The 23,983-nt window shown below is 56.7% G+C and carries 20 protein-coding genes; 9 read left to right on the forward strand and 11 right to left on the reverse strand.

Going from position 1 to position 23,983, the window contains the following annotated elements:
- Position 1 precedes the first annotated feature (1 nt).
- The 6 genes from PQU98_RS04805 to PQU98_RS04830 all read right to left on the reverse strand — a co-directional run bounded on the left by PQU98_RS04805 (position 2) and on the right by PQU98_RS04830 (position 8,985).
- Positions 2 to 1,015, reverse strand: a complete 1,014-nt coding sequence (locus PQU98_RS04805) for a cupin-like domain-containing protein (protein WP_272743745.1) — start codon at positions 1,013 to 1,015, stop codon at positions 2 to 4.
- Positions 1,012 to 1,827, reverse strand: a complete 816-nt coding sequence (locus PQU98_RS04810; RefSeq protein ID WP_272743747.1) for an SGNH/GDSL hydrolase family protein — start codon at positions 1,825 to 1,827, stop codon at positions 1,012 to 1,014. Before PQU98_RS04810 ends, PQU98_RS04805 begins: the two co-directional genes overlap by 4 nt.
- Before the next feature lie 84 nt (positions 1,828 to 1,911).
- Entirely contained in the window at positions 1,912 to 4,305 is a 2,394-nt protein-coding gene (locus PQU98_RS04815) for a glycoside hydrolase family 3 N-terminal domain-containing protein (RefSeq protein WP_272743748.1), read from the reverse strand.
- A 39-nt stretch (positions 4,306 to 4,344) separates the two neighbouring features.
- A complete protein-coding gene (locus PQU98_RS04820) occupies positions 4,345 to 5,910 on the reverse strand; it encodes a tryptophan halogenase family protein (RefSeq protein ID WP_272743749.1) in 1,566 nt (521 codons plus the stop codon).
- Between the two features lie 181 nt (positions 5,911 to 6,091).
- On the reverse strand, positions 6,092 to 7,438 hold the full coding sequence (locus PQU98_RS04825; protein WP_272743750.1) for a tryptophan 7-halogenase: 1,347 nt from the start codon (positions 7,436 to 7,438) through the stop codon (positions 6,092 to 6,094).
- Entirely contained in the window at positions 7,438 to 8,985 is a 1,548-nt protein-coding gene (locus PQU98_RS04830) for a tryptophan halogenase family protein (protein WP_272743751.1), read from the reverse strand. The genes PQU98_RS04825 and PQU98_RS04830 overlap by 1 nt, the downstream gene beginning before the upstream one ends.
- A 247-nt stretch (positions 8,986 to 9,232) precedes the next feature.
- Here PQU98_RS04830 and PQU98_RS04835 point away from each other — a divergent pair, with 247 nt between their 5' ends.
- From PQU98_RS04835 to PQU98_RS04850, 4 genes are all read left to right on the forward strand, one after another.
- Complete coding sequence (locus PQU98_RS04835) at positions 9,233 to 12,613, forward strand: TonB-dependent receptor (RefSeq protein WP_272743752.1); 3,381 nt, start codon at positions 9,233 to 9,235, stop codon at positions 12,611 to 12,613.
- An 80-nt stretch (positions 12,614 to 12,693) separates the two neighbouring features.
- The gene (locus tag PQU98_RS04840) at positions 12,694 to 13,812 is read left to right on the forward strand and encodes an endo-1,4-beta-xylanase (protein WP_272743753.1); all 1,119 of its coding nucleotides are present in this window, start codon (positions 12,694 to 12,696) and stop codon (positions 13,810 to 13,812) included.
- A 12-nt stretch (positions 13,813 to 13,824) separates the two neighbouring features.
- Entirely contained in the window at positions 13,825 to 15,501 is a 1,677-nt protein-coding gene (locus tag PQU98_RS04845) for a glycoside hydrolase family 43 protein (protein ID WP_272743754.1), read from the forward strand.
- Positions 15,502 to 15,522: 21 nt separating this feature from the next.
- Positions 15,523 to 16,098 carry a hypothetical protein gene (locus tag PQU98_RS04850; RefSeq protein ID WP_272743755.1) on the forward strand — a complete coding sequence of 192 codons (576 nt, stop codon included), beginning with the start codon at positions 15,523 to 15,525 and terminating at the stop codon, positions 16,096 to 16,098.
- Here the strand turns inward: PQU98_RS04850 and PQU98_RS04855 are convergent.
- Positions 16,095 to 17,099, reverse strand: a complete 1,005-nt coding sequence (locus PQU98_RS04855; RefSeq protein WP_272743756.1) for a cupin-like domain-containing protein — start codon at positions 17,097 to 17,099, stop codon at positions 16,095 to 16,097. The genes PQU98_RS04850 and PQU98_RS04855 overlap by 4 nt on opposite strands.
- Positions 17,100 to 17,538: 439 nt before the next feature.
- Here PQU98_RS04855 and PQU98_RS04865 point away from each other — a divergent pair, with 439 nt between their 5' ends.
- The 4 genes from PQU98_RS04865 (at position 17,539) to PQU98_RS04880 (ending at position 19,818) form a co-directional block, all read left to right on the forward strand.
- Complete coding sequence (locus tag PQU98_RS04865; RefSeq protein ID WP_272743757.1) at positions 17,539 to 17,853, forward strand: rhodanese-like domain-containing protein; 315 nt, start codon at positions 17,539 to 17,541, stop codon at positions 17,851 to 17,853.
- A 3-nt stretch (positions 17,854 to 17,856) separates the two neighbouring features.
- Positions 17,857 to 19,065, forward strand: a complete 1,209-nt coding sequence (locus PQU98_RS04870) for a glycoside hydrolase family 5 protein (protein WP_272743758.1) — start codon at positions 17,857 to 17,859, stop codon at positions 19,063 to 19,065.
- Between the two features lie 124 nt (positions 19,066 to 19,189).
- Positions 19,190 to 19,603 carry a hypothetical protein gene (locus PQU98_RS04875; protein WP_272743759.1) on the forward strand — a complete coding sequence of 138 codons (414 nt, stop codon included), beginning with the start codon at positions 19,190 to 19,192 and terminating at the stop codon, positions 19,601 to 19,603.
- The gene (locus PQU98_RS04880) at positions 19,600 to 19,818 is read left to right on the forward strand and encodes a helix-turn-helix transcriptional regulator (protein ID WP_272743761.1); all 219 of its coding nucleotides are present in this window, start codon (positions 19,600 to 19,602) and stop codon (positions 19,816 to 19,818) included. Before PQU98_RS04875 ends, PQU98_RS04880 begins: the two co-directional genes overlap by 4 nt.
- Here PQU98_RS04880 and PQU98_RS04885 read toward each other — a convergent pair.
- Positions 19,808 to 20,341, reverse strand: coding sequence for a hypothetical protein (locus PQU98_RS04885; RefSeq protein WP_272743762.1), 534 nt, complete (start codon positions 20,339 to 20,341; stop codon positions 19,808 to 19,810). The genes PQU98_RS04880 and PQU98_RS04885 overlap by 11 nt on opposite strands.
- Before the next feature lie 98 nt (positions 20,342 to 20,439).
- Complete coding sequence (locus PQU98_RS04890) at positions 20,440 to 20,880, reverse strand: GNAT family N-acetyltransferase (RefSeq protein ID WP_272743763.1); 441 nt, start codon at positions 20,878 to 20,880, stop codon at positions 20,440 to 20,442.
- Between the two features lie 202 nt (positions 20,881 to 21,082).
- On the opposite strand from PQU98_RS04890, the gene PQU98_RS04895 reads away from it, so the two are divergent.
- Positions 21,083 to 22,618 carry a catalase gene (locus tag PQU98_RS04895; RefSeq protein ID WP_272743764.1) on the forward strand — a complete coding sequence of 512 codons (1,536 nt, stop codon included), beginning with the start codon at positions 21,083 to 21,085 and terminating at the stop codon, positions 22,616 to 22,618.
- Positions 22,619 to 22,678: 60 nt separating this feature from the next.
- Here PQU98_RS04895 and PQU98_RS04900 read toward each other — a convergent pair whose 3' ends face one another.
- Together PQU98_RS04900 and PQU98_RS04905 are read right to left on the reverse strand one after the other, a co-directional pair.
- Complete coding sequence (locus tag PQU98_RS04900; protein ID WP_272743765.1) at positions 22,679 to 23,497, reverse strand: TspO-related membrane protein; 819 nt, start codon at positions 23,495 to 23,497, stop codon at positions 22,679 to 22,681.
- Between the two features lie 247 nt (positions 23,498 to 23,744).
- Positions 23,745 to 23,957: an alkylphosphonate utilization protein gene (locus PQU98_RS04905; RefSeq protein ID WP_438263867.1), complete on the reverse strand. Its 213-nt coding sequence runs from the start codon at positions 23,955 to 23,957 to the stop codon at positions 23,745 to 23,747.
- Between the last annotated feature and the right edge of the window lie 26 nt (positions 23,958 to 23,983).

Consider the following 23,983-nt stretch of genomic DNA (forward strand, 5'->3'; position numbering starts at 1 on the left):
TTTATAATTTGCCCGCTATGTTGCGGATAAGCTTTTGAAAAAGCTGAGGCCTGACTTGCGGCGGCACCGGCCCTAGCGGCCCCTTCATATGAGGCGGCAGATGGGCGACCGGATCGCCGTGCGAGCCAAAAATGTAGTAATCAAACATCGCCTTCCACGCCTGTTTCTGGTTGTCAGGCATGTCCCGTATCGACAGGGCGGCGTGCAGAAGTGCGTCATAGGGCGAGCCCATATTGGGCGGGCCGTCCTTCCACCAGTAATTGACCAGAATATTTAACGGCGCCTGCGACTGAACGTGGTGCCACCAGAAATAGGGAATATAGAGCGCATCCCCCGGCTCCAGATCGGCCACTTCGGCGGCTTTCAGCGCTTCGGCAAAGCGCGGATAACGCGCGAAATCAGGGTTTTCCAGCGACACCATGCTGACCGGTGGCCCGGCCAGAGTAAAGTCAAACGGCCCGACATAGAGATTGGCCAGTTGCTCCGGCGGAAACAGCGTAAAGCGCCGCTTACCCGCCACCAGCGCCGCCACATTGTTGGACAGGTCATAGTGGGTTTGCACCCTGAGCGGATTGCCGATCCAGATGCGCGGCTGAATTTCCTTCGGGATAAAGGGGATGTGGTTGTCGGCCACAAACTGCGGCAGGCAGTCCGGTATCGGCACCGACTGGATATAGACTGACGGCGGGCTGTCCTCGCCGCGCAGGCTTAAGATCCGGTCAAGCGTGGCCGGTATCGGCAGACGCATCTTATCAAAATTCAGACCTTTCAGGTCGTCACTGTAGAAAAACGCGCCCTTAATCAGCGGATCGCCGGTCAGGGTTTCGGCCGCATAGCCGATATCAAAGCGTTTCAGGTAGTCGGCGACCGCCTCATCGCCCGCCAGCGCGGCCTGAACCGCTGGCCAGTCCCTGACCAGCCCGCGCATAATGGCCGGGCGGTTGGCGGGCACGATCTCCTGTGAGAACAGCTCAAACGTCACATTTTCATATACGCGGGTACGGGTATCAATCACGCTTTCAATGCCTTGTTTATCGCCGCCAGAGCCAGCGGCGCCATAGTCAAATATCCGGCCCGGTTAGGATGCACACCGTCGAGTGCCAGTTCAGATTTAAAGCCATTCTGACCATTGTTCAGCACCGGCCAGTAATCGACATAGCCCGCGCGCTGTGAGGCGGCATAGTCCCGAAGCCAGCTATTGAGTTTGAGGATCTTATCGGTTGGATTGCCCACCCCTTTGCGCCAGGGAAACTCAAGCGCGGGCAGAACTGACGCCAATACCACCTTGATATTATTAGCCTTGGCAATCGAACACATGGCGCTGATGTTGCCGGTCGTCGCAGCCGGATCATAGAGCCCATCGTTTTCCGCAATATCGTTGGTACCCGCCAGAATATGTACGACCTTGGGTTTGAGAGCGACCACATCGGGCCAGAACCGCACCAGCATCTGCGCAGTCGTTTGCCCGCCAATGCCGCGTCCGACAAAGCCATTGGGTAAGAAAAACTCCGGCTGATAGCCAAGGGCGGCCCAGTTGTCGGTCAGGGAATCGCCCATAAACACCACCCTGCGCTGAGACGCGGGCAAGGCGCTACTTACCAGATTGGCGGCACGATACCGCCCCAGATTTGGCCAATCGGTGGCCGGTTTACATACCGCTACCGGCACCCGCGCGCGCGCGGGCTCGGCCACCGTCAGATCGGTCACCGGCGGTTGAGGTGTATGGGTTTGCGGTGTGGCGATGGATTGCGCCATTGCTGTACTGCCAATAGCGGCTCCGCCGGTCACCAGTCCGGCCAGCAGACCTCTGCGTTTCAAATCTGTCATTGCACTCTCCCCATTCGCTTTGCGCCCATTGTCAGATAAGCGCAGGCGGACAGGTTTGTACAGAACCTGCCCGCCGTTTGGGTATTAAGCCACCGTCAGGGTCGTTGTCTTCAGATCGACACTGTTGGGGCCAGCCATGATGGTGAAGGTGCCGGGTTCAACCACCCGCTTCATCTCCATGTTGTAGAACTCAAGATCATGGGAGGTGATCTCAAAGCTGACGGTGGTTTTCGCCCCGGCCTCCAAGGTCACGCGCTTAAAGTGCTTAAGCTCCTTAACTGGACGGGTGATCGATGAGAAATCGTCGCGGATATAGAGTTGCACGACTTCATCACCTTTGCGGCTGCCGGTATTAGTGACGTCAATTTCGACACGCACACTATCGGTCGCCGCAATCGTTGATTTGGCCAGACGCGGCTCGGAGATATCGAACGTGGTATAGCTGAGGCCAAAGCCGAACGGATAGAGCGGCTTTGTGGTGTCATCCAGAAAGCCCCGGCGGGCGGTCGGTTTATGGTTATAGTAGATCGGCAGTTGCCCCGCGTGACGCGCAAAGGTGACCGGCAGCTTGCCGCCCGGATTGGCGCGGCCAAACAGCAGGTCGGCGGCGGCATGGCCCGTTTCCTGCCCCAGATACCAGCCTTCGATAATGGCGTCGGCGCGTTCCTGAAGCAGGTTGATCGACAGCGGACGGCCATTAAGCAGGAAGACCACGGTTGGCTTATTCAGATCAAAGATCGCCTTGGCCAGATCGTTCTGCTGCCCCATCAGGTCGAGGCTGGAACGATCCCCAAGGTGGTTGTCGGCCCAGGCTTCGCGTGAGGTTTGCTCATTGTCACCCAGCACCATGATGATGGTATCGGCGGATTTGGCGGCCTCAACGGCTTCGGCAATCAGCTTGGCATTAACGGCCGGATCAATGAACTTGACCTCATCGGCGGACCATTCGCGCTTTTCGGTGATGCGCACGGCCTCACTGTAGGCAACCTCAAAGCCCTGTTTCTTGCCCTCGGCCTGCAAGCCCTCCAAGACAGAGACCACATGCCGCGGGATTTCGGAATAGCCGCCGATCGGCGTGTCGCGGGCATGGGTGCCGAGCACCAGCACCTTGCCGACCTTTTTGGCATCCAGCGGCAACAGTTTTTTGTCATTTTTCAGCAGTACTGCCGACTTGACCGCCGCTTCACGGGCCAGCGCGATGGCTTCCGGCGTCGCCGTCAGTTTGGCGGCCTGCTTAGCGTCAACATAAGGCGCCTCGAAGAGGCCACCTTGGAACTTGAGCGTCAGAATACGCGCAACGATCGTGTCGATCTCTCCTTGAGAAACGCGTCCATCTTTTACCAACTGAATGACATTGGGATAGGTTTGGGTATCGGGCGTTTCGATATCAACGCCAGCCTTAACCGCCTTGAAGGCCGCCTCGATATCATTGGGCACCAGCTTGTGACGCGTGATCATTTCCTTGATGGCGAAATAATCCGACACCAGCACGCCCTTAAAGCCCCACTCTCCGCGCAGGATGGTCCCCAGCAGCCAGGTATTGGCATGGGATGGTACACCGTCAATTTCGTTATAGGACGGCATGACCGCCGCGATATTTGTTTCCTTCACCACCTTCTCAAATGGCGGGAAGAAGTCTTCGCGTAAGATTCGCTCCGAGATATTGGCTGGCCCAACATTGGTGCCGTTTTCCGGCTGACCATGACCGGTCATGTGCTTCAGGGTCGCAAACACCTTGTCCTTGGCCAGCGGCAGGCTATCTCCCTGAAAGCCGAGTACCGCCGCCTTACCCATCACGCCGCAGACATGAGGGTCTTCGCCGTAGGTTTCCTCAATCCGGCCCCAGCGCGGCTCACGCGCCACATCGACCACCGGCGCCAGCGCCAGATTGGTGCCGCGCGCGCGCATTTCCTTGGCGCACACCGAGAATATCTTTTGGGCCAGATCGGGATCGAAAGACGATGCCAGCGCAATCGCTTGCGGGAAGGAGGTCGATTCCCGCGCCACATAGCCGTGCAGGCTTTCTTCGTGCAGGAACAGCGGGATACCCAGACGGGTCTTTTCAACCGCCCATTTCTGCGCGGCATTACAATAGGTCGCCGTCTCCAGCGGATTGCGGTTGACGACACCGGCCTCGGCGCCGGCATTACCGGAGGTGGGCTTTACCCCCACGCGGTCGCTGGGGCGGGCAATCATGCCAATGCCATTGGGGAAAGTCTCAGACGCTTTTTTGGCGTCAAACTCACCGGCATCGGTCTGAATCTTGCCCTTTTCCTGCCAGATGCACATCATCTGACCAACCTTTTCCTCCAGCGTCATCCGCCCCAGCAGATCATTGACGCGGGCATCGAGGGCGGCCTTGGGGTCTTTATAGAGCGTTTTACCACCGCCCTGAGCCGCCGCATGGGTCGCTGCCGACACCATAAGCGCCACGGTCGATGCGCCGAACAGTCGGCGCGACATGCTGATTTTAGACATAGCTTCTTCCCTTATTTTATTGAACTTAAATAGGTTTTATCAGGCCAGTTGAGACATCACCTCAACCGGCGCATCCATCGCACAGTTGGCGCGAATGAAATCTTCGTGGGTCGGCATGTAGTCGCTCGATTTACGGATCGCGTCCTTGATGCCGAACAACTGCCGCTTAACGTCTTCATCGGTCATGACATCGGCGACCGGATCATAACCGCGCCAGGTCATGCCTTGGCCCACCATAACCGCGAACCATGAGGTGTCGTTAAACAGCTCCTCATTCTCACGGAAAATCCGTCCCCGGCTCTGGAACAGGTCGTATTTTTCCTGAAGCCTTGGGGGCAGTTCCATATTGCGGCAATAACGCCAGTATTCGCTGTCATCGCGTTCGGTCTGATTAAAATGCAGCACCAGAAAATCACGGATATATTCATATTCGCGCACGCTCATCATATTGTAGCGATTGATGTCGGCCTGTTCGAACCCCTTATCAGGGAACATCTGCAACAGCTTGGCGATACCAACCTGAATGAGGTGGATGGAAGTCGATTCCAGCGGCTCCATAAACCCGGACGCAAGGCCGATCGCCACGACATTCTTTTCCCAGAATTTATGGCGATGGCCGCCCTGAAACTTAATCAGCATCGGGTCTTTCAGCGGCTTGGCATCCAGATTTTGCAGCAACGTGTCCATCGCCGCCTGCTCATCGATGAAGTTGTTGGAAAAAACATAGCCATTGCCGGTGCGATGTTGCAGCGGGATGCGCCACTGCCAGCCGGCCTCGCGCGCGGTTGAGCGAGTATAGGGTGTCGGATTTGCATATTTATTTTGCCCTAACGCTTCGCTTCTTGAGGGCACCCGCTCAGTCGGCACCGCCCAGGCCCGGTTATTGGGCAGCCACTTCGACCAGTCTTCATAACCGACACCCATCTGCTGACCAATCAAAAGGCCGCGAAAACCGGAACAGTCGATAAACAGATCGCCTTCGATCCGGCGGCCATCATTAAGCACGACCGCCTCAAGAAAGCCCGTGTCAGCGTTTTTATCGGCACTGACGATGCGGCCTTCGATGCGCTGCGCCCCCAAACCTTCAGAAAACCGGCGCAGGAATTTAGCATACAGTCCGGCGTCAAAATGAAAGGCATAGGCGATGGTGCTGAGCGGCGAGTTTTCAACCTGAACCGGCCGCATGAATTTGCCGTCGCGCGCCGCCACCGCCTGCAGATTGTAATCAGAAATCGAGTCGCTGACGCCCAGCGTCTGGAGCTTTTGCCAGAAGGCGTGGAACGACACCCCCTTCATGTCAAAGCCGTAGGGCCCAAACGGGTGAAAATAGCTGTGGCCCTTGCGCGCCCAGTCGACAAACTCGATCCCCAGCTTGAAGGTGCCGTTGGTCTGGCGGATAAAATCGTCTTCTTTCAGCCCCAGCAGACGGTTGAAGATATTGATCTGCGGGATGGTCGCCTCACCCACGCCGACGGTGCCGATATCTTCGGATTCCACCAGCGTAATATCGGCATACTGCGGCCCAAGGATCTTGGACAGGGCGGCCGCTGTCATCCATCCGGCCGTTCCGCCGCCTACAATCACAATGTTCCGGATCGTTTCCATATTGAATTCCCTGATTACTCAAGCGCTTATGTATGCACTTTTAAGAAAGGTGTCGCTGGCGAAGACGTGGCGGATAAAGGCTGCCTGCGCCGGCATGGTCTACACTGTCCGGGCAACCGCCGATCTGATATTTTTAAGGTTGCGCCGGACATCGTCAAGCAACAGACCGTCCACCATCGAGTCATGCCGGCACTCCGGGCACGCCCGCCACAGATTGAAGCGGTGGCATGTTAGATACCGCCCGCGCCATGATATCGCGCATCCTTATCAATTGTTGATTCAAACGTTCAAAATCCATGCTATCGATGATGCGGTCATAGCGTTCCGGCCACACACCTTCCCCCAAAAAGACCGAAACCCAGAAAGCCTCCGAATAGGTTTCCTCGTCATACATGACCACCCGCCCCCGGCTTTTGAACTGGGTAATTTTACGGATCAGCTCGGGCGAGCCTTCCGTCTGCCCCCGCAGAACCTGTGGCAGCAGAACAAAATCCCTTACCCGGTCAAAGGTCTGGATCATCAGGCGGTTATATTCCCCTGCCAGAACCGCTGACATGCCATCATCCGGAAACAGACCGATCAACCGGATCAGGCTGGTGTGCAACAATTGCAGTTCATGGCCCATAAACGGTTGCAGCACGCCGCCTGCATGTCCCACGGCCAGCACATTGCCGGCCCAGAACTGTGCGCGGCGCCCCTGAACGAAAGCACGGCCCTCGCCATCGGTCGCGACATCATCGGTAATCGTCCCGCCCATAACCGGCAGCATCTGACCGGCGGCCGTCATCACCGGAACCACCGTATCGTGAGGCAAGGCCGGACGGATGCGATTGGCTTTCAGATAGGGATCAGCCTCAAAAGGTACGTCCATAGTGCTCATGAGACGCGCGGCCGCCCCTGTAGCATCAATATATAAATCCGCCGTCAGAGGCACGCCCTGATCACGATGAACCGAGGCAATCTGCGCACCGCCGTCAACCTTGGTCAAACACCCCTCAGCCACGTCCACGCCGCGCGATAAGGCATAGTGCCTGAGCAAATCACTGTATCGCCCGACATCCAGCACAAGGCCGTAACTGAACCCGGACAGCACGGAGTTAGGATCATTAACAGGTCGCGTAAACTTACCCTGTGCGGACATCAGGGCCGGGATTGAAAAGGCATCAATGTTGTCAATCTGCCCATGTTGCCGTCGCCAGGTCATGAAGTGATGAAAGGCGACCGCATTCAGCCGCGCGCCGTGATCACCGATGCCGATATGGTAGCTGCCCATATTCAGCGCCGTATAGGGCCATGCCCGCGTGGCCCTGATGACCTGATCTTCGGGGATTCCCAGTACGCTATGAAAGGCTCGCAGCGACGGCAAGGTGAGGACGGCCCGGCCCAGACATGCGCTGTCGCCTTCAGCCCCGTCATCCAGCACGGTAATCCGACAATTCTGGCCTTCCAGAGCCTTAGACAGCCCCGCAGCCATAAACCATGCCGCCACGCCAGAGCCGCAGATCAATATGGATTTCAGCCGCGCCATCAGACCGCTCCCGCCGTGGCGCGACGGGTGACAACCGCCGACGGGCAATATTGTTCCAGAAACGCCGCATGGCTGGGCATGGCCTGAACGGCAGCGGAGACCTTACCAGCATAATCTGCCATATAGCGCGTCAACGCCTCATCGCTGATACGCTCACTTAACGGGTCATAACCCTCCGGAATGACGCCCTGACCGATATAGACCGCCAGCCAGCTCGGTTCCAGAAAGAAACCATCCTTGTAGTTGACGATCACGCCACGCTCGCGAAACAGAGCCATCTTATAGGCCAGAGAGTCCGGAATGGTCATGGCCCGGCAATAATCCCAGAACGGCGTGTCATCGCGCTCAGTGGCGTGATAATGCAGGATCAGAAAATCCCGCACCCGCTCATACTCAAGGTGCATGATGCGGTTGAACTCATCGCGGTCATCATCACAGAAACGCATATCCGGCAGCATCTCGACCAGATTGGTCACCGCAAGCTGGATCAGATGAATCGAGGTTGATTCGAGCGGCTCCAAAAACCCGGACGCCAGCCCGATCGCCACCACGTTCTTGTTCCACTGCTGTTTGCGCACGCCTGTGGTGAATGACAGCATCTTGGGCTCGGCCTGCGCAGCCCCTTCAAGATTAGCCATCAGTGTGGCGCACGCCGCGTCTTCGCTCAAAAAGCCTGACGAAAACACATACCCATTCCCCACCCGGTGCTGAAGCGGGATACGCCACTGCCAGCCCGCGTCCCGCGCCGTAGCACGGGTATAGGGCGTATTGGCATCCGACGCTTTGCAAGGCACCGCCCACGCCCGGTCGCACGGCAGCCAGTGGCTCCAGGCTTCATACCCGCTCTTTAGAGTCTGCTCGATCAGCAATCCTCTGAAACCGGACGCATCTATAAAGAGATCCCCCTCAACCGTCTCACCGTTTTCCAGAACCACGGCCTCAACAAAGCCGGTTTGCGCGTTCTGCGTCACGCCCGTGATGCGGCCTTCGGTGCGCACAACACCGCGCGCTTCGGCGTAGCTGCGCAGGTAAGCCGCATAGAGCCCCGCATCAAATTGGTAAGCATAGGAAAAGGTTGATTCGACGCTGCGCATATCAGGAGATGGCATGGCAAACCGCGCCATGTGTGACATTTTTACCGGCAGTGAAAATTCATCGATCGAGCGCGTGTCACCGCGCTTTCGCATCCGCACCCAATGATGGTGAAATCCCACGCCGCCTAGAGGCTCGCCGTAAGCCCCAAACGGATGGACATAGGACTGGCCTTTACGATTCCAGTCGCAGAACTCGATACCCAGTTTGAAGGTCGCGGAGGTCTTTTGCATGAAGTCGCGCTCGTCTATGCCAAGTTTGACATTAAAATGACGAATGTGTGGCACGGTTGCCTCACCCACACCAACAGTACCAATGGCCTCAGACTCAACCAGACGAATACTTAAATCCTCAGACTTATAGAGCGATGATAATCCGGCCGCCGCGATCCATCCCGCCGTTCCGCCGCCGACAATCACAATACGCTTTATTTTTTCATCAGAGTTTTTAGACACTTAGACAAACTCCCCGACCATTTCATTCCCACGCCCTGTTTTCGGGCTTATTGTATTATAATTTGCCAATTTATAAGACATAAGTATTCATCGTCTGACAATACCGGTCACTACTGGCTATGTTTTTATATTTACACGAGTTTTCAGATTTCAAAGCCTCGCGATTACCTTGACATAGCAAATAACCTAACTTAAAAAAAGCCTTAATGATAGCGCTAACAAGTTATCATAACAGGGAAGAAACATTATGAAACAAACCAAACGTCATCGTGGCGGCGTATCCGCCATGCTGCGCTGCGGCGTGTCGGCAGTCGCTCTGTCGGCACTGATGAGTCCTGCTTTTGCGCAGACTCCGTCTGAAACCGCAGCGACCGCTAACGCCACGGCCAATGCCAGCGAAGATACAACCGAAGTCGTGGTGACCGCTATCCGCCGGTCGTTGCGTAACGCTCAGGCCATCAAGCGTGACTCCGACGTGATCGTCGACTCGATCACCGCCGAAGACATCGGCGCCCTGCCCGACCGTTCGGTTACCGAAGCGCTGTCGCGTGTACCGGGCGTTTCAATCAACCGCTTTGCCGCCGGGGTTGACCCTGACCACTTCTCGGTCGAAGGCTCAGGCGTTACCGTGCGCGGTCTGAACATGACCCGTTCGGAACTCAACGGTCGCGACGTGTTCTCAGCCAACAACGGACGCGGCCTGAGCTTTGCCGATGTGCCGTCCGAGCTTATGGGCGGTGTTGACGTGTTTAAGAACCCGTCCGCCAATATGATCGAAGGCGGCATCGCCGGCACGGTCAACCTGCGCACCCGTCTGCCGTTCGATTCCAAGGGGCAGGTTATCTCCTTCTCGGTCGAAGGTTCATATGGTGATTTCGCCAAGGAATGGACCCCGACCTATTCCGGCCTTTATTCCAACCGCTGGGATACCGAAGTCGGTCAGTTAGGCCTGCTGGTCAACTATGTGAATTCTGAGCTGACCACACGGTCTGATGGCGCGCAGATTTCAAACTACGCCTGCCGTTACCGCTCCGCCGACCAAAGCACAACCGATGGCGATGGTGTTGGCACACCGGGCGTTCTGATCAACGGTCTGGCGTCCGGCCTTGTGGCCACCTCAGCCGTTCAGTGTCTGGACGCAGGTACCGAAGCCAATACGTCGGACACCGCCAATGGCATGTGGTTCCCGCGCGGTGCGGCGCTGCGCTCGCAAATCTCAGAGCGCAAGCGTGAAGGTTACGGCCTGGCGGCGCAGTGGCGTTCAAACGATGACACCATGCTGGCCACGTTCCAGTATCTGCGCTCCGAAGCCACGCAGGCCTGGACCGAACATGCCATTGAAATCGCCACAGATAACGTATCCGCCGATGGCCGTGACGCTTTCCCGGTATTTGGCTCTGATGTAACGATCGACGATCAGGGGCGTTTCACCTCAGGCCTGATCTCAGGCATCCAGGGCTGGCGTTCCGACTCCAACACTACGGCACCTAACAACCGCACGCCGGTTTACGGCCTCCAGTCGAACAATATCCGCCGCGACCAGCAGCAGGAATATATGACTGAGGATGCCAGCTTCAACTTCAAATGGACGCCCAATGACCGCTGGGGCGTTACGTTTGATGCCCAGCGCGTCAAATCCACGGTTGACGTTATCGACAACACCATCTGGGGCTCGTCATTCCAGGATGCGTTTATTCAGATCAATGGCGATGATATCCCAACCATCCGCTTCCAGCGTCCGACCCTTGTCAACAACGCTGGTCAGGCCTGCCCCACGGTCTGTCCAAACGGCTCTGGCACCGCGCCACAACCGTATGCAGCCGGCGCCAACGCCTCATATGCCAGCCCGTACAACACCTTCTGGCGTTCGGCTATGGATCACTTCGAGCAATCCGAAGGCGAAGAAACCGCAGTTCGGTTAGACGCCCAGTACCTGTTCGAAGACAACAACTTCGTAAAATCGGTCGATTTCGGGGTGCGCTGGTCTGAGCGTGAGCAGACCACCCGCTTCTCCCAGTATAACTGGGGTGTGTTGTCGGAAATCTGGGGTGGCAGTGCGCCGGGCGGGCCCGTCTGGATGGATGATACCCTTGTCGGTGGGGGCACATCGTCAGGCATGGTCGAAGCCTTTACCTTCGATAATTTCATGCAGGGCGATATCGCCAATCCTGTCGGTGCGGACGGTTATCTGTTCTATGCCGGAAATATGGTTAAAGACTACGAGTCCTACCTGAACTTTGCCAACAGGGTGAGCACCACCTGGCGGCCTTACCGCGATGCCAATGGTGCCGTGATAACCGCAAATGCGGAAACCTGTCTGGACGGCACCACACGCTCGGCCAACTGGGACAGCGCGTTTGACCGGTGCGATACCATTGCGGGCACACCGTTCCGTCTGAACGAAATCAATCCGGTGGTTGAGACAAACCGTGCCGCCTATATGATGGTTCAGTTCCGTCATGAAATGGACAACGGAGGCAAGATTTCGGGTAATGTCGGTCTGCGTTACACCAAGACTGATCGGACGACCTCCGGCTATCAGGCCTTCCCAAGATCGACCTTCCGGACAGAGGCTGAATGCGCGGCCCCGCCTGTCGGGCAGCCGGTCACAGGCTTCTGTCTGCTGCCGCTGCAAACCCGCAACGATCTGCGTAACTGGAGCAACGGCGCCATCAGCCCTATAGATGGCGAGGTCAGCTATCGCTATCTTCTGCCCAGCTTAAACGTAAGATACCAGCCAAATCCTGAGTGGGTATTGCGTCTCGGCCTGTCCAAGACCCTCACCCCACCGGAAATGGGTCTGACGCGCGCCTACTACAATATTGCGGGTCTGACGGTTAACGACAACCGGGAAATCATCACCGGCAATACCACGGTCGGCAATCCACAACTGAAGCCTACGCAATCCAACAACATCGATCTGTCGGCGGAATGGTACTTTGCCCCGGTCGGTTCGGTGACCCTGGCCCTGTTCCACAAAGAACTGAGCAATGTCGTATCCAACGGCAACGAGCGTCTGAACTTCACCAATAACGGAGCGACGTTCTCAATCCCGGTGACGACGCCTGTAAACTCCGCAGACAAAGGCAAGATCAAGGGCTTTGAACTGGCTTACCAGCAAACCTACGACTTCCTGCCGGTGCCGTTCGACGGTCTGGGTGTCAATGCCAACTACTCCTACATCGAATCTGACGGCGTAAAGCAAACCACGCTGTCGGCAACCGATCCGGACGTAGCGGCTGGCCGCGTAGCCATCATCGATACCTCGCTTCTGCCGCTGCAAGGCCTGTCCAAGCACAATGCCAACGCGACGGTATTCTATGAAAAGTACGGTATCTCGGCGCGTCTGGCCTACAACTGGCGTGACGACTTCCTGGTTACCGTACGTGACGTGATCGTGCCGTTCCAGCCGATCATGCAGAAGGCATCGGGTCAGCTTGACGGCTCGTTCTTCTATAACGTCACGCCACAGGTAAAGATCGGCGTTCAGGGCGTGAACCTGACCAATGAGGTCACCAAGACTTTGGCGGTTATCGGCACCAAACCGAACGGCGAACTGATTACCGCTGGTCGTTCATGGTTCATGAACGACCGCCGGGTGACCTTTGTGATCCGCGGCACGTTCTAAACTAACGGCTTAAGGAGGACTTACGGGCGCATCGAATTTATTTGGTGCGCCCTTTTTTGTACGTTTCCAAGGAGACTTCCATGTCGACTTTATCACGCCGCCAGGCTCTGGCCCTCATGACCGCAGCCGCCGCCCTGCCCACATCGCTGTCAGCCCAAACGACCGCGTCTTTGGCCGAACTTGCCAAAGCCAAAGGGATATTGTTCGGCTCCGCCGTTGGCGCCGGTAATGCCAATGCCTTAACCGGATCGTTTTATGATCAGAAATATCTCGAAATTTTAAAACGCGAATGCGCAGTTCTGGTGCCGGAGAACGAGCACAAAATCTATGTGATCGCCGCCCAGCCGGATAAATATAATTTTGAGCCCGGCGACCGTATCGCGGCCTTTGCCAAACAAAACGGCATGAAGTTGCGCGGCCACACCCTGTTCTGGAACCGGGTAGAGTTTATGCCCCAGTGGATCAAGGACTACAACTTTGGCCCGAATCCCAAAAAAGAGGCCGAGCGTTTTTTACGTGACTACATCAAGGCGGTCTGTGAACACTATGGCGAAGCGGTCCATTCCTGGGATGTGGTTAATGAAACCATCGACCCGCAGACCGGCAATATCCGCAAAACGCCTTTTACCGAAATTCTGGGGCCGGACGCCCTGCGCATTGCCTTTGAAGCCGCCAAGGAACACGCCCCGCACGCGCAACTGGTCTATAACGACTATATGAGTTGGGAAAAGGGCAACGAAACCCACCGCAATGGCGTGCTGAAACTGCTGCGCTGGTTCCGTGATCAGAACATCACCATCCACGGCATGGGTATCCAGAGCCATATCGGCAATGACGGCCATATCGATCAGGTGCAGGACAAGGACTGGAAAGCCTTTGTCGATGAGATCGTGGGCATGGACTATGACCTGCTGATCACCGAATTCGATGTCAACGATAAGGACTTGCCGACCGATTCCAAAGTGCGCGATGCCGCCATCGCCAGGGCCGCGACCCGCTATGTCGACATGATGCTGGATTACAAACAGCTCAAAGAATTCCTGTGCTGGGGCATGTGCGACAAATATAGCTGGCTGCAAGGCTGGACGCCGCGGGCCGATAAGACCCTGCAACGCTCAACCCCCTACGATGTTGATTATAAGCCCAAACTTCTGCGCGAAGCTCTGGCCGCATCGTTTAAAAACGCCAGCGTCAGATAGGAGAAGAGGATCATGACCTTGTTGAAAACGGGTGCCATTTCTCTCGCGACCCTTCTCTGTGCGGCGTCGGTTCAGGCGGGCGATGCGCGATTTGCGTTCTTTGAATATTCCGGCACACGGCAGGAAAGCGCCATCGCCAAGCCTGCTGCCAATGAGTATATCAACCCGATCCTGTCCGGTTACTATCCTGACCCCAGTATAACGCGGGTGGGTGATGACTATTATCTGGTCAATTCGTCGTTTGCGCACTATCCGGGCCTGCCGGTATTTCACTCAAAGGATCTGGTCAACTGGACGCAGATCAGTAACGCGATAAACCGGCCATCTCAGTTGAATTTTGACAATCTGGGGACGTCGCGCGGGGTGTTTGCGCCGGACATCTCATACAACGACGGCACCTTCTATATCGTCAATACCTGCGTCGATTGCAGCGGGAACTTTGTCATCACCGCGACCGATCCCAAAGGGCCGTGGTCGGAGCCGGTATGGTTTGACTTCGAAGGCATCGACCCGTCAATCTTTTGGGACAAAGACGGCAAGGCCTATATCGTCAATAATGGCGCGCCCAATGAGACACCGCGCTATGACGGCCACCGCGCCATCTGGGTGCAGGAGTTCGATCCGAAAACCCTGAAAATGGTCGGTCCGCGCACCCAGATCGTCAATGGCGGGGTCGACATCACCCAGAAACCATCGTGGATCGAAGGCCCGCACCTGATCAATAAGGACGGCTATTATTACCTGACCGCCGCCGAAGGCGGCACCGGCGATCAGCATTCTCAGGTCGTGTTTCGCGCCCCGGCTATCACCGGCCCGTTTGTGCCGTTCGAGGGCAATCCTATCCTCAGCCAGCGCACGCTCGATCCGGCCCGCACTAACCCCGTAACCTCAGCGGGTCATGCTAAGCTGGTGCAGACGCAAAATGGCGACTGGTGGGCGACGTTTCTGGCCACCCGCCCCTATGGCCCCGACCTTTACAATATCGGCCGTGAGACATTCCTGCTGCCCGTGACATGGGAAAACGGCTGGCCGATGATCCTTGAGGGCGGCAAGCGTATCCCGTTCACCGCCGCCAAACCGAATCTGCCAGCCGGCCCAAAGCCGGCTGTGCCGATGAATGGTGATTTCGGCTATAAGGATGAGTTCGATACGCTTTCCCCCGCCTGGGTCGGTATCCGCACCCCGCGCACGGAGTTTTACAGTCTCAACAAAGGTGATCTGGTGCTGAAAGCCCAGACCGAGGCCATCGGCGACAAAAAGGGCGCCCCGTCATTCCTTGGCCGCCGTCAGCAGCATCATATCGCCACCGCCACCACTGCCGTGACCTACATGCCGGAAAAAGACGGCGACCGGGCGGGGCTTTTGGCCACCCAAAGCGATGACGCCTATCTGTTTTTTGGCCTGACTCAAATGGCAGGTCAGACCGTGATCGCGCTCAACATCCGCCAGACCGCCAATGATCCGGTCGCGGGTAAGCGCCTGATCATGGCGCAGATCCCGCACAAGCCGAAAACGCCGGTCTATCTGAAAATCACAACCAATGGCGGGACATTTGACCTCGCCTACGCTCTGAAAAAAGGCGAATGGGTGACGATCCGAAAGGGTCTGGACGCCACATTCCTGAGCACGCGTAAGGCGGGCGGGTTCGTGGGCACCCTGATCGGCCCCTATAACGAAGCTGCAAAATAAACACTACAGAGGGAGGAAACCATGAAGACTTTTAGTATTTTAGCCGCATTGACGCTCGGCCTGAGCGCGGGCGTTTATGTCAGCGCCCCGGCGCCCGCCCACGCGCAGGAAGACGACATCCTGAAAAAAGCGATCAATAATCCCAATGTCGCCAGCTACCAGATCTTCGGCAGCGTACAGACCAATGCCCCGATCAAGGATGAAACGGTACAGGGCGGTGATGCCCGCCGTGTGATTATCTCAAAGGCCGGGGCTAACCCTTGGGACGCCGCCGCCCAGATGCCGATTACCGGCAAGATCACCAAGGGCGACGAAATTGTCACGGCCATATGGCTCAAGGCCACGGCGACAGAAAATGGTGCCGCGGGCACCGTCACTCTGCGTCTTCAGCAATCGGGCGCGCCCTATACCGGACTGGTGCAAAAGACCATCACCCTGAAACCGACCTGGGAACTATATACCGTGACGGCCACATCGGCAGACACCTATCCCAAGGGGACGGCCAACTTTGCTGTTCAACTGGCCCACGCGCCACAGACCATCGATATCGGGCCAGCCTTTGTGCTGAACATGGGCCCTAAAAAACCGGCAGGCTAAACCATATTTTTGAGTTGAAGCTTATACTGGTTGAGTTGCGGGGAGGTCATATCTTCCGCAAACAGACTGTCGACCCTTGCCGGTACGCCCGGCAAGGGATCGCCGTGACTTTCAAAGATAAAATAATCGTACATGTCCCGCCACACCGCCCGCTGCTCAGGCGGCAAGCGTTTGTGGCTCAGGGCCGCCATATAGATGGGCAAAAACGGCGAAACCAGTTCCGGCCGGTTTTCGCTCCACCAGTAATTGACCAGCATATTGAGCGGCCCTGTGGTCTGCACATGGTGCCACCATAATTCCGGCATGTATAAAGCGTCGCCCGGTTCAAGACGGGCCTGCACAGCAGAATCCAGCGCCTGCCGGAAACGTGGAAATGTCTTAAAATCAGGCGCTTCCATCGACACCATGCTGATCGGCACGCCCGCAGGCGTGCGGTCCAGCGGCCCCGGATAAAGATTGGCCAGTTGATCGGGCGGGAACAGCGTAAATAATTTCTCCCCCGCCACATGGCAGGCAATGTTTTTGGCCAGATCGAAATGGGTCTGGGTACGCAGGGTGTTACCCAGCCACACACGCGGCACACCCTCATCCAGCAACGGCATATCCATTTCGCTTTCCAGGGCTGGCAAATGAACATCTACCGCCAATGCTTGCAGATAGACAGCTTCAACATCGGGTTTATGTTGATGGGCCAGCATCCAGTCGAGGGCGAAACTGACCGTTTCATTGAAATTGCGGAAATTAAACCCGTCCATCGTGTCGTTATAGAAAAACTGCCCATTGAGTTCAGGTTTACATACCGAAACCAGAGCGGGTTTTCGGCTATCGAACGGCTTTAAATAGGCGGCTAAGGCTTCGACAGACTCTTTGGCTTTTTGAACGCATGGCCAGTGGGCCACCAGTCCTTTGAGGATCGCGGGTTGCCCTTTGGGCAAGATTATAGTTTCGAATACATCACGAGTGACGTTTTCATAGGTATCGACACTTTTGAAATCCGTCATGGTCACGCCTGTAATAATCACGCTTTACGTCACTCAGCCCGATACATGCGGGCATCATAGTGAGTCCTTACTTTTAACGTCCCGGCCCGTCTCACCCGTCGCCAGAAGAGGTAAAATTGTAGGCAATTTATAGTATAAATATACCGCGCACAAATAAAGGGCTGGCTCCACAACCCATGAAAGGAGCCAGCCCTTGCCGCCTGCGGCTTCGATAGAGAGTGTCAAAACCGGTAAGCGGCTCCGACGGATACGACCCAAGGGTCGAGGGTCACGCCGGATTTCAGCGCGCCAGAATTGATCTTGGCGTCGGCTTAAAAACACCTTCTTGGCATCAAAATTCAATGCCCATTTGTGCTCGGAACAGGTGCCGCGCATCAACGCTTTGCCCGCCTTGTCCTTTGCTATATGACATAGAGAATAAGATATTGAGGAGCCCCGTATGGCGATTGTGAACCTGAGCCCGGCTGAGTTAAAAGCGGCACTTGACGCGGGCAATGTCGCCCTGATTGATGTCCGCGAACCGCAGGAATGGGATCAGGGCTATATCGAGGGCGCGATAAGCCTGCCCCTGTCCGTGTTTGATCCGGCCGCCCTGCCCGCTGACGGACGCGAAATTATCCTGTACTGCGCCGCCGGTGTCCGCTCAGCCCGTGCCCTCGAATATCTCCAGCATCAGGGATTTGAGATCAGCAAGCACTTAAGCGGCGGCACTTACGGCTGGGTGGCGGCGGGCTATCCTCTGACGGTGGATTAGGGCATGTTCGGACGCGGCCTGAAAGCCCTTGCGCTCACGATAGCTCTGACCATAAACGCGGGCGTGGCGCAGGCGGCCGATCTGATCACATTCTGGGATACTCCCCAGCATGGCGGCAATTCATTTAACGGTGCGCCGCCGGATCAGGCCTATTTCAATGCCCTGTCGGCCAGCGGCGCGACCTGGGTGCGGCTGACCTTTTCCAAGTGGAAGCCTGCGGGCAATAATCGGGATTTCCTGATCGGGAACGCCGATGACTATAGAGGCCTGTCGCAGCCTGATCTTAAAACCCTGACCGCCACCCTTGATCGCGCCCATGCCGCCGGTCTTAAGGTCGTGATCGCGCCGCTAAGCCTGCCCGGATCGCGCTGGGCTCAGCAAACCTCAGACGGTAAATATGATAACCGCCTGTGGCAGGAGGCGGCCTTTCAGCATCAGGCGACGCAATTCTGGGTCGATCTGGCGACTGCCCTCAAGGATCATCCGGCAGTCGCGGCCTATAATCTGATCAATGAGCCGGTTCCGGAGTTCAAGGCGGGCCTGCCTGAACATAGCGATCAGGCCGTCATGATAGACTGGTACGCCAGGCAACAAGGCACACTGTACGATCTGCCCGCCTTTTATGACCGGGTTATCACCGCCATCCGCGCAGTTGATCCGGCAACCCCGGTCATGGTCGATTCCGGCTGGTACGCCAATGCGCGCAGTTTCGACTACTGGCCGAGCGCCCTGAATGACACCCGCGTGCTGTACGCTTTTCATATGTACGAGCCTTATGAAGCGACCAGCGCCCCCAATATGAAGCGCAATATCCCCCACCGTTATCCGGGCGCGAATCTGCAGCATGGCCCCCGCAAAAAATTATGGGACAAAACCGCCGTCAAGGCGCATATCGACGCGCCCTACGCGTGGGCCGCCGCCCGCAGCATTGCGAAAAACCGTATCGTAGCCGGTGAGTTCGGCTGTATGCGGCAATGGACGGACTGCGCGATCTATCTGGAAGACGTGCTGTCAATTCTGGACGGCCACAAAGCGCACTGGGCGTTTTACAGTTTTCGCGAAGATGTCTGGGACGGTATGGACTACGAACTGAACCCAGCGGTCAAATCCGGCCAGTTTTACTGGTTGATGGAACAGGGCAAAGGCGATCAGCTAAAACGCGACGGGCCTTTGTTTGAGATTATCCGCAAGCGGCTAAAACCCACCCCCTAAAAATGTAAGGCGCACCTTACATGTAAGCTTGACCTGACATTTTCCGCATGTTAGGTTTACCTTACATCCGGCCAGATGTCTTATCAACGCGCCTGACAACCGGCGCTCAACAGGACACGCTCACATGAAAACGCTGAAACCCATAACCGAATATACCCTTGGCTTTGCCATATGGATGGCGGTCTATATCGCCGCTGTTTTTTTCGCAGGCTATTATTTCCGCGGCATGACCCCGCTCGGCGCACCGCAGGCGCCCCTGCTCTATGCAGTCGCACTTTTGCCGAGCATCCCGATCGGCGGTACTATACTGGTTTTCCTGCGCTTTATGGATCGCAGCGACGAATATATGCGCGCAATCATGACCCGGCGCTTTATTGTTGCCACCGGCATTACCCTGTTTATCAGCACCGCCTGGGGCTTTCTCAAAAACTACACAGAAACGCCGGGCAGTGGTCTGGATTACACCTACATGATCTTCTGGATCAGCTTTGCGGTCATTTCACCGTTCATCCGTGACAGTAAGGTTCGCACCGCGTGAAAACCAACCTCAAGGCTCTGCGTACCGAGGCTGGCCTGACTCAGGCCGACCTTGCCGCCAAAATCGGGGTCTCGCGCCAGGCGGTCATTGCCATCGAATCTGATAAGCATGATCCGTCACTGGATCTGGCCTACAGGATAGCCGCTGTGTTTGACCTGCCGGTCGAGGTCATATTTGAAAACCCTCACCGCTCGTCTGCGGCTACTACTGAATAAGCCGCATCTTGGTCAGGGGCTCAAAGGTAAACTCGCCCTTGGCCGGCACCCACATCAGGGCACGCGCGCAAAAGACTTCGGTGGCAAAGCTGCGCTTGACCTTGCTGCCGCAGTCGGCCCCGGCCACATCGACCCACAGCTTGGCGCCAGCGGCTGATTTGTCGAGATTGGCGGCATAGACATAACCGCCCCACCCTTCTTTATATCCCGCAGGTGTCGATACAAATACCGTAAGCGGCGATCCGGCATTGCCGCCGTAAAGCGAAGCGGCCCCGTCGCAGATCAGTTCGCCCTGATAAACACCATAGTCAGCGCGCCCGTCGCCGTTAAAATCCGCCACCCGCATGGCCGAGGCCGGATCCAGAAAGCGCCCGCCCACTTCGGCGCACATGCCAGATAAGGATTTCAGATGATCCTGCACCGGTTTGGGATAGGATTTGGGAGTCTGGGCCATAGCCGGGCCCGCCGCCATTACCACCACGGCCGCTACAGCGGCTTTGATCAGATATGTTCGCTTGAGCATCATCTCCCCCTGTGACTAAGATCATCAGCGGATAGCATATCATATCCGCAGGAAATAACCGTGTCGAAACGGCTACAGCTTTTACCGCTCACACCGCCTTAGACGACCTTATGATAGGTGTAAAAATCGGTGCGGGTGGCGACCTTATCATACAGGGCCTGAGCGTTAGTATTATGGGTATGAGTAACCCAGTAGACCCGCTCAGCCCCCAGCTCACGGGCCTGAGCGGTAACCGCCCCGATCAGGGCGCGGGCAATGCCTTGACCTCTGCGGGCCTCATCCACGAACAAATCCTCAAGATAAACGTATCCTCCGCGCGCCCAGGTCGAGCGATGGAACATGAAGCTGACAAAACCGGTCACGGCATCTCCATCACGGGCGATCAGCAGATACATATGCTCATCCGGGTTCAAAAACCGTGCCCAGGTCAGATCGGTGACCTCAGCCGGCAGATCCTGCTGGTAAAATTCAAGATAGGCGTTCCACAGTGGCAGCCACGCTGTCTTATCTTCGTCGTGCGCATAAGCGATATCAACCATGCCCCATCCCTTCAAAAGATCAGCATAGCGCGATATCGGGGTAGCGCACAGCCCCCCCATTCCACCCCCGTTTTCATAGATTTTGCTTATCCACATTTCAATTATAATTGAATTTCCTTATTCGCCTGATGGGCGCAATATCACTCCGCTGCCCGATACGTCCCCACACCACCGGCGGCTCTAACGACGGAGAGACACCCCCATGAGCGCAGATAGTTCCCAACCTTCGAAGTGTCCGGTGACGGGCCAAAGTGCTAAACTGACGACTACCGCCGGCGCACCGGTATCTGACAACCAAAACAGCTTAACCGCTGGCGCGCGCGGGCCGGTTCTGTTGCAGGACTACCAGTTGATCGAAAAGCTGGCTCATCAGAACCGTGAGCGCATCCCTGAGCGCGTCGTGCACGCCAAGGGCTGGGGCGCCTATGGGACGCTGACCATCACCCACGACATTGCGAAATATACCCGCGCCAAGGTGTTTGAGGTCGGCAAGCAGACCCCCATGCTGCTGCGTTTCTCAACCGTGGCCGGTGAGCAAGGGGCCGCCGATGCTGAGCGCGACGTGCGCGGCTTTGCCATGAAATACTATACCGAAGAGGGCAACTGGGATCTGGTTGGCAACAATACGCCGGTGTTTTTCATCCGTGATCCATATAAGTTCCCTGACTTCATCCGCACCCAAAAGCGCCACCCGCGCTCCAATCTGCGCTCGCCGACCGCCATGTGGGACTTCTGGTCGCTGAGCCCTGAAAGCCTGCATCAGGTGACCATACTGATGTCCGATCGCGGCATTCCGGTCGACCCGACCCATATGAATGGTTACGGCTCCCATACCTACAGCTTCATCAATGCAGCGGGTGAGCGCTTCTGGGTCAAGTTCCACTTTAAAACCCAGCAAGGCCATAAGCACTATACCAATGCGCAATCCGCCGACGTGATCGCCCAGTCGCGCGAATCCTATCAGGAAGCCCTGTTCGGTAAGATCGAACGCGGCGAGTTCCCGCGCTGGGACGTGCAGGTGCAGATCATGCCGGAAGAGGACGCCGATAAGACCTCATACAACCCCTTCGACCTGACCAAGGTATGGCCGCACGACGAATATCCGGTCATTCCGGTGGGTACGCTGGAGCTGAACCGCAACGCCGATAACTATTTCGCGGAGATCGAACAGGCCGCGTTTTCGCCGTCCAATATCGTGCCGGGGATCGGGTTCTCACCGGATAAGGTGTTGCAGGGCCGGATCTTCTCCTATGCTGATGCCCACCGCCACCGTCTGGGCACCCACTATGAAGCCCTGCCAGTCAATGCGCCGAAATGTCCGGTGCACCATTATCACAAGGACGGGGCCATGCGCTTCTTCCAGAACGATACTGGCAACCCCGATGTCTATTATGAGCCCAACAGCTTTGGCGGGCCGGTGCAAACTGAGACCTACGCCGAACCGCCTCTGAAAATATCAGGCGATGCCGACCGCTATAATCACCGCGACGGCAATGATGATTATGTGCAGCCGCGCGCTTTGTTCAACCTGTTCGATGCTGCCCAGAAAACGCGCCTGTTCGGCAATATAGCTGCGGCTATGGACGGGGTACCGGACTTCATTATTGAGCGGGCGCTCGGTCACTTCGACAAGATCCATCCGGATTACGGCAACGGTATCCGGGCAGCCCTGAAACGGCCCGTGAAGAATGACACGGTCACCACAGGGCCTGACGCCATTCCTGTACCGGCTAAATAAGAAGAAACCGCCCTCTCCCGACTTTCCCGCAGGGCCGCTAACCCTGCGGGACTTCAGGTTTCATCCGGCTTTCTGATTTTGGCCCAGAATTTTGGCCCAGACCAGATTAGCGGCCAGCAGGGCGATCCCGATCCCTGCCACAATATTCAGAATCCCGGCTTCGGGGCGATTGAGGTTGGCGGCGATAATGCCCTGCAACGCCCACATGCCGGCAATGGCGTAGAACATCTGCCCGCCAAGGCGCGTCAGAGTCAGCAAAAATGCCATAGATGTCAGCATAAAGCCCATAGCCACACCCGGTCTCGTGGGGTCGAGTTGGTCTATGCCGTAAAGGCGCACCGCCGAGGCCGCGTTGACAAAGGCCGCGGCACTCACCCATCCGGCCAGCAGGCTGATTGGCATCAGCACCAGCGTATCTTCGGCCCGCGTCAACAGAATTTCCGAACGCACAAGATTGAGCATGGCGGCACAGGCACAGGTGACACCTGCCACAATGATCAGGAAGCTGACGGCATCGACACCGTTTTGCGGCACCCACCACGACCAAAGCGTATTGGCGGCAAAGGCACCGGCTATCGGCCAGCCCGCACGCCTGACCACAGGATTATGTAACTGGCGCGGCAGTATCTGCCAGATCGCAAACGCCAGCGACCACAGATAGATCACACCCCAGATGGCAAAAGTATATCCGGCCGGCGTCAGCGGCGTTTCGACCAGACGGGCCTGTGAGGCCACCGTCTCCGGCCAGCCCATAATAAACGGTAACTGTGCGGATATGATCTGCGCCACCGCCAGTATCAGCAGACTAAGCGCCTGCAGTCCGTCCGTGGTGCGGTGTCCGGCATCGGAATAGTGCGATGAATAGGTTGTAATGGCCATGATACCACTCCGTGAGTACTTGGCCCCCGCTCTTTGGGATTATACACCCTATCGCCATAAACGGATCATACGAAAAAGCCTTTCCTCCTCCCTATCGAGCCTTTAGGCGAAAATGGGGAGGTGGCGCGCAGCGACGGAGGGGTACCATGACGGGCGGTTATACCCCTCCGTCAGTCCTGACGGACTGCCACCTCCCCACTGCGTAGAGAGGAGGAATATTCCGGCAAAACTCTCGCCGCTCAGCAGCCTAAGCCTTTTTCACAAACTCGGTGCGCAGCACCAGACCGCGAACTTTTTCGTGGCTGCACTCGATCTCGTCTTCATCAGGGGTCAGGCGGATATTCTTGATCAGGGTGCCACGCTTGAGCGTAACCCCGCCTGAACCCTTGACCTTAAGATCCTTGATCAGGGTCACATTATCGCCATCTGACAGCTTGGTGCCATTGGCGTCTTTTACCATAATATCGTCATCATCAGCCATGAGCA

It is taken from the genome of Asticcacaulis machinosus (assembly GCF_028550435.1).
In the GTDB taxonomy this organism is placed as follows: Bacteria; Pseudomonadota; Alphaproteobacteria; order Caulobacterales; family Caulobacteraceae; genus Asticcacaulis; species Asticcacaulis machinosus.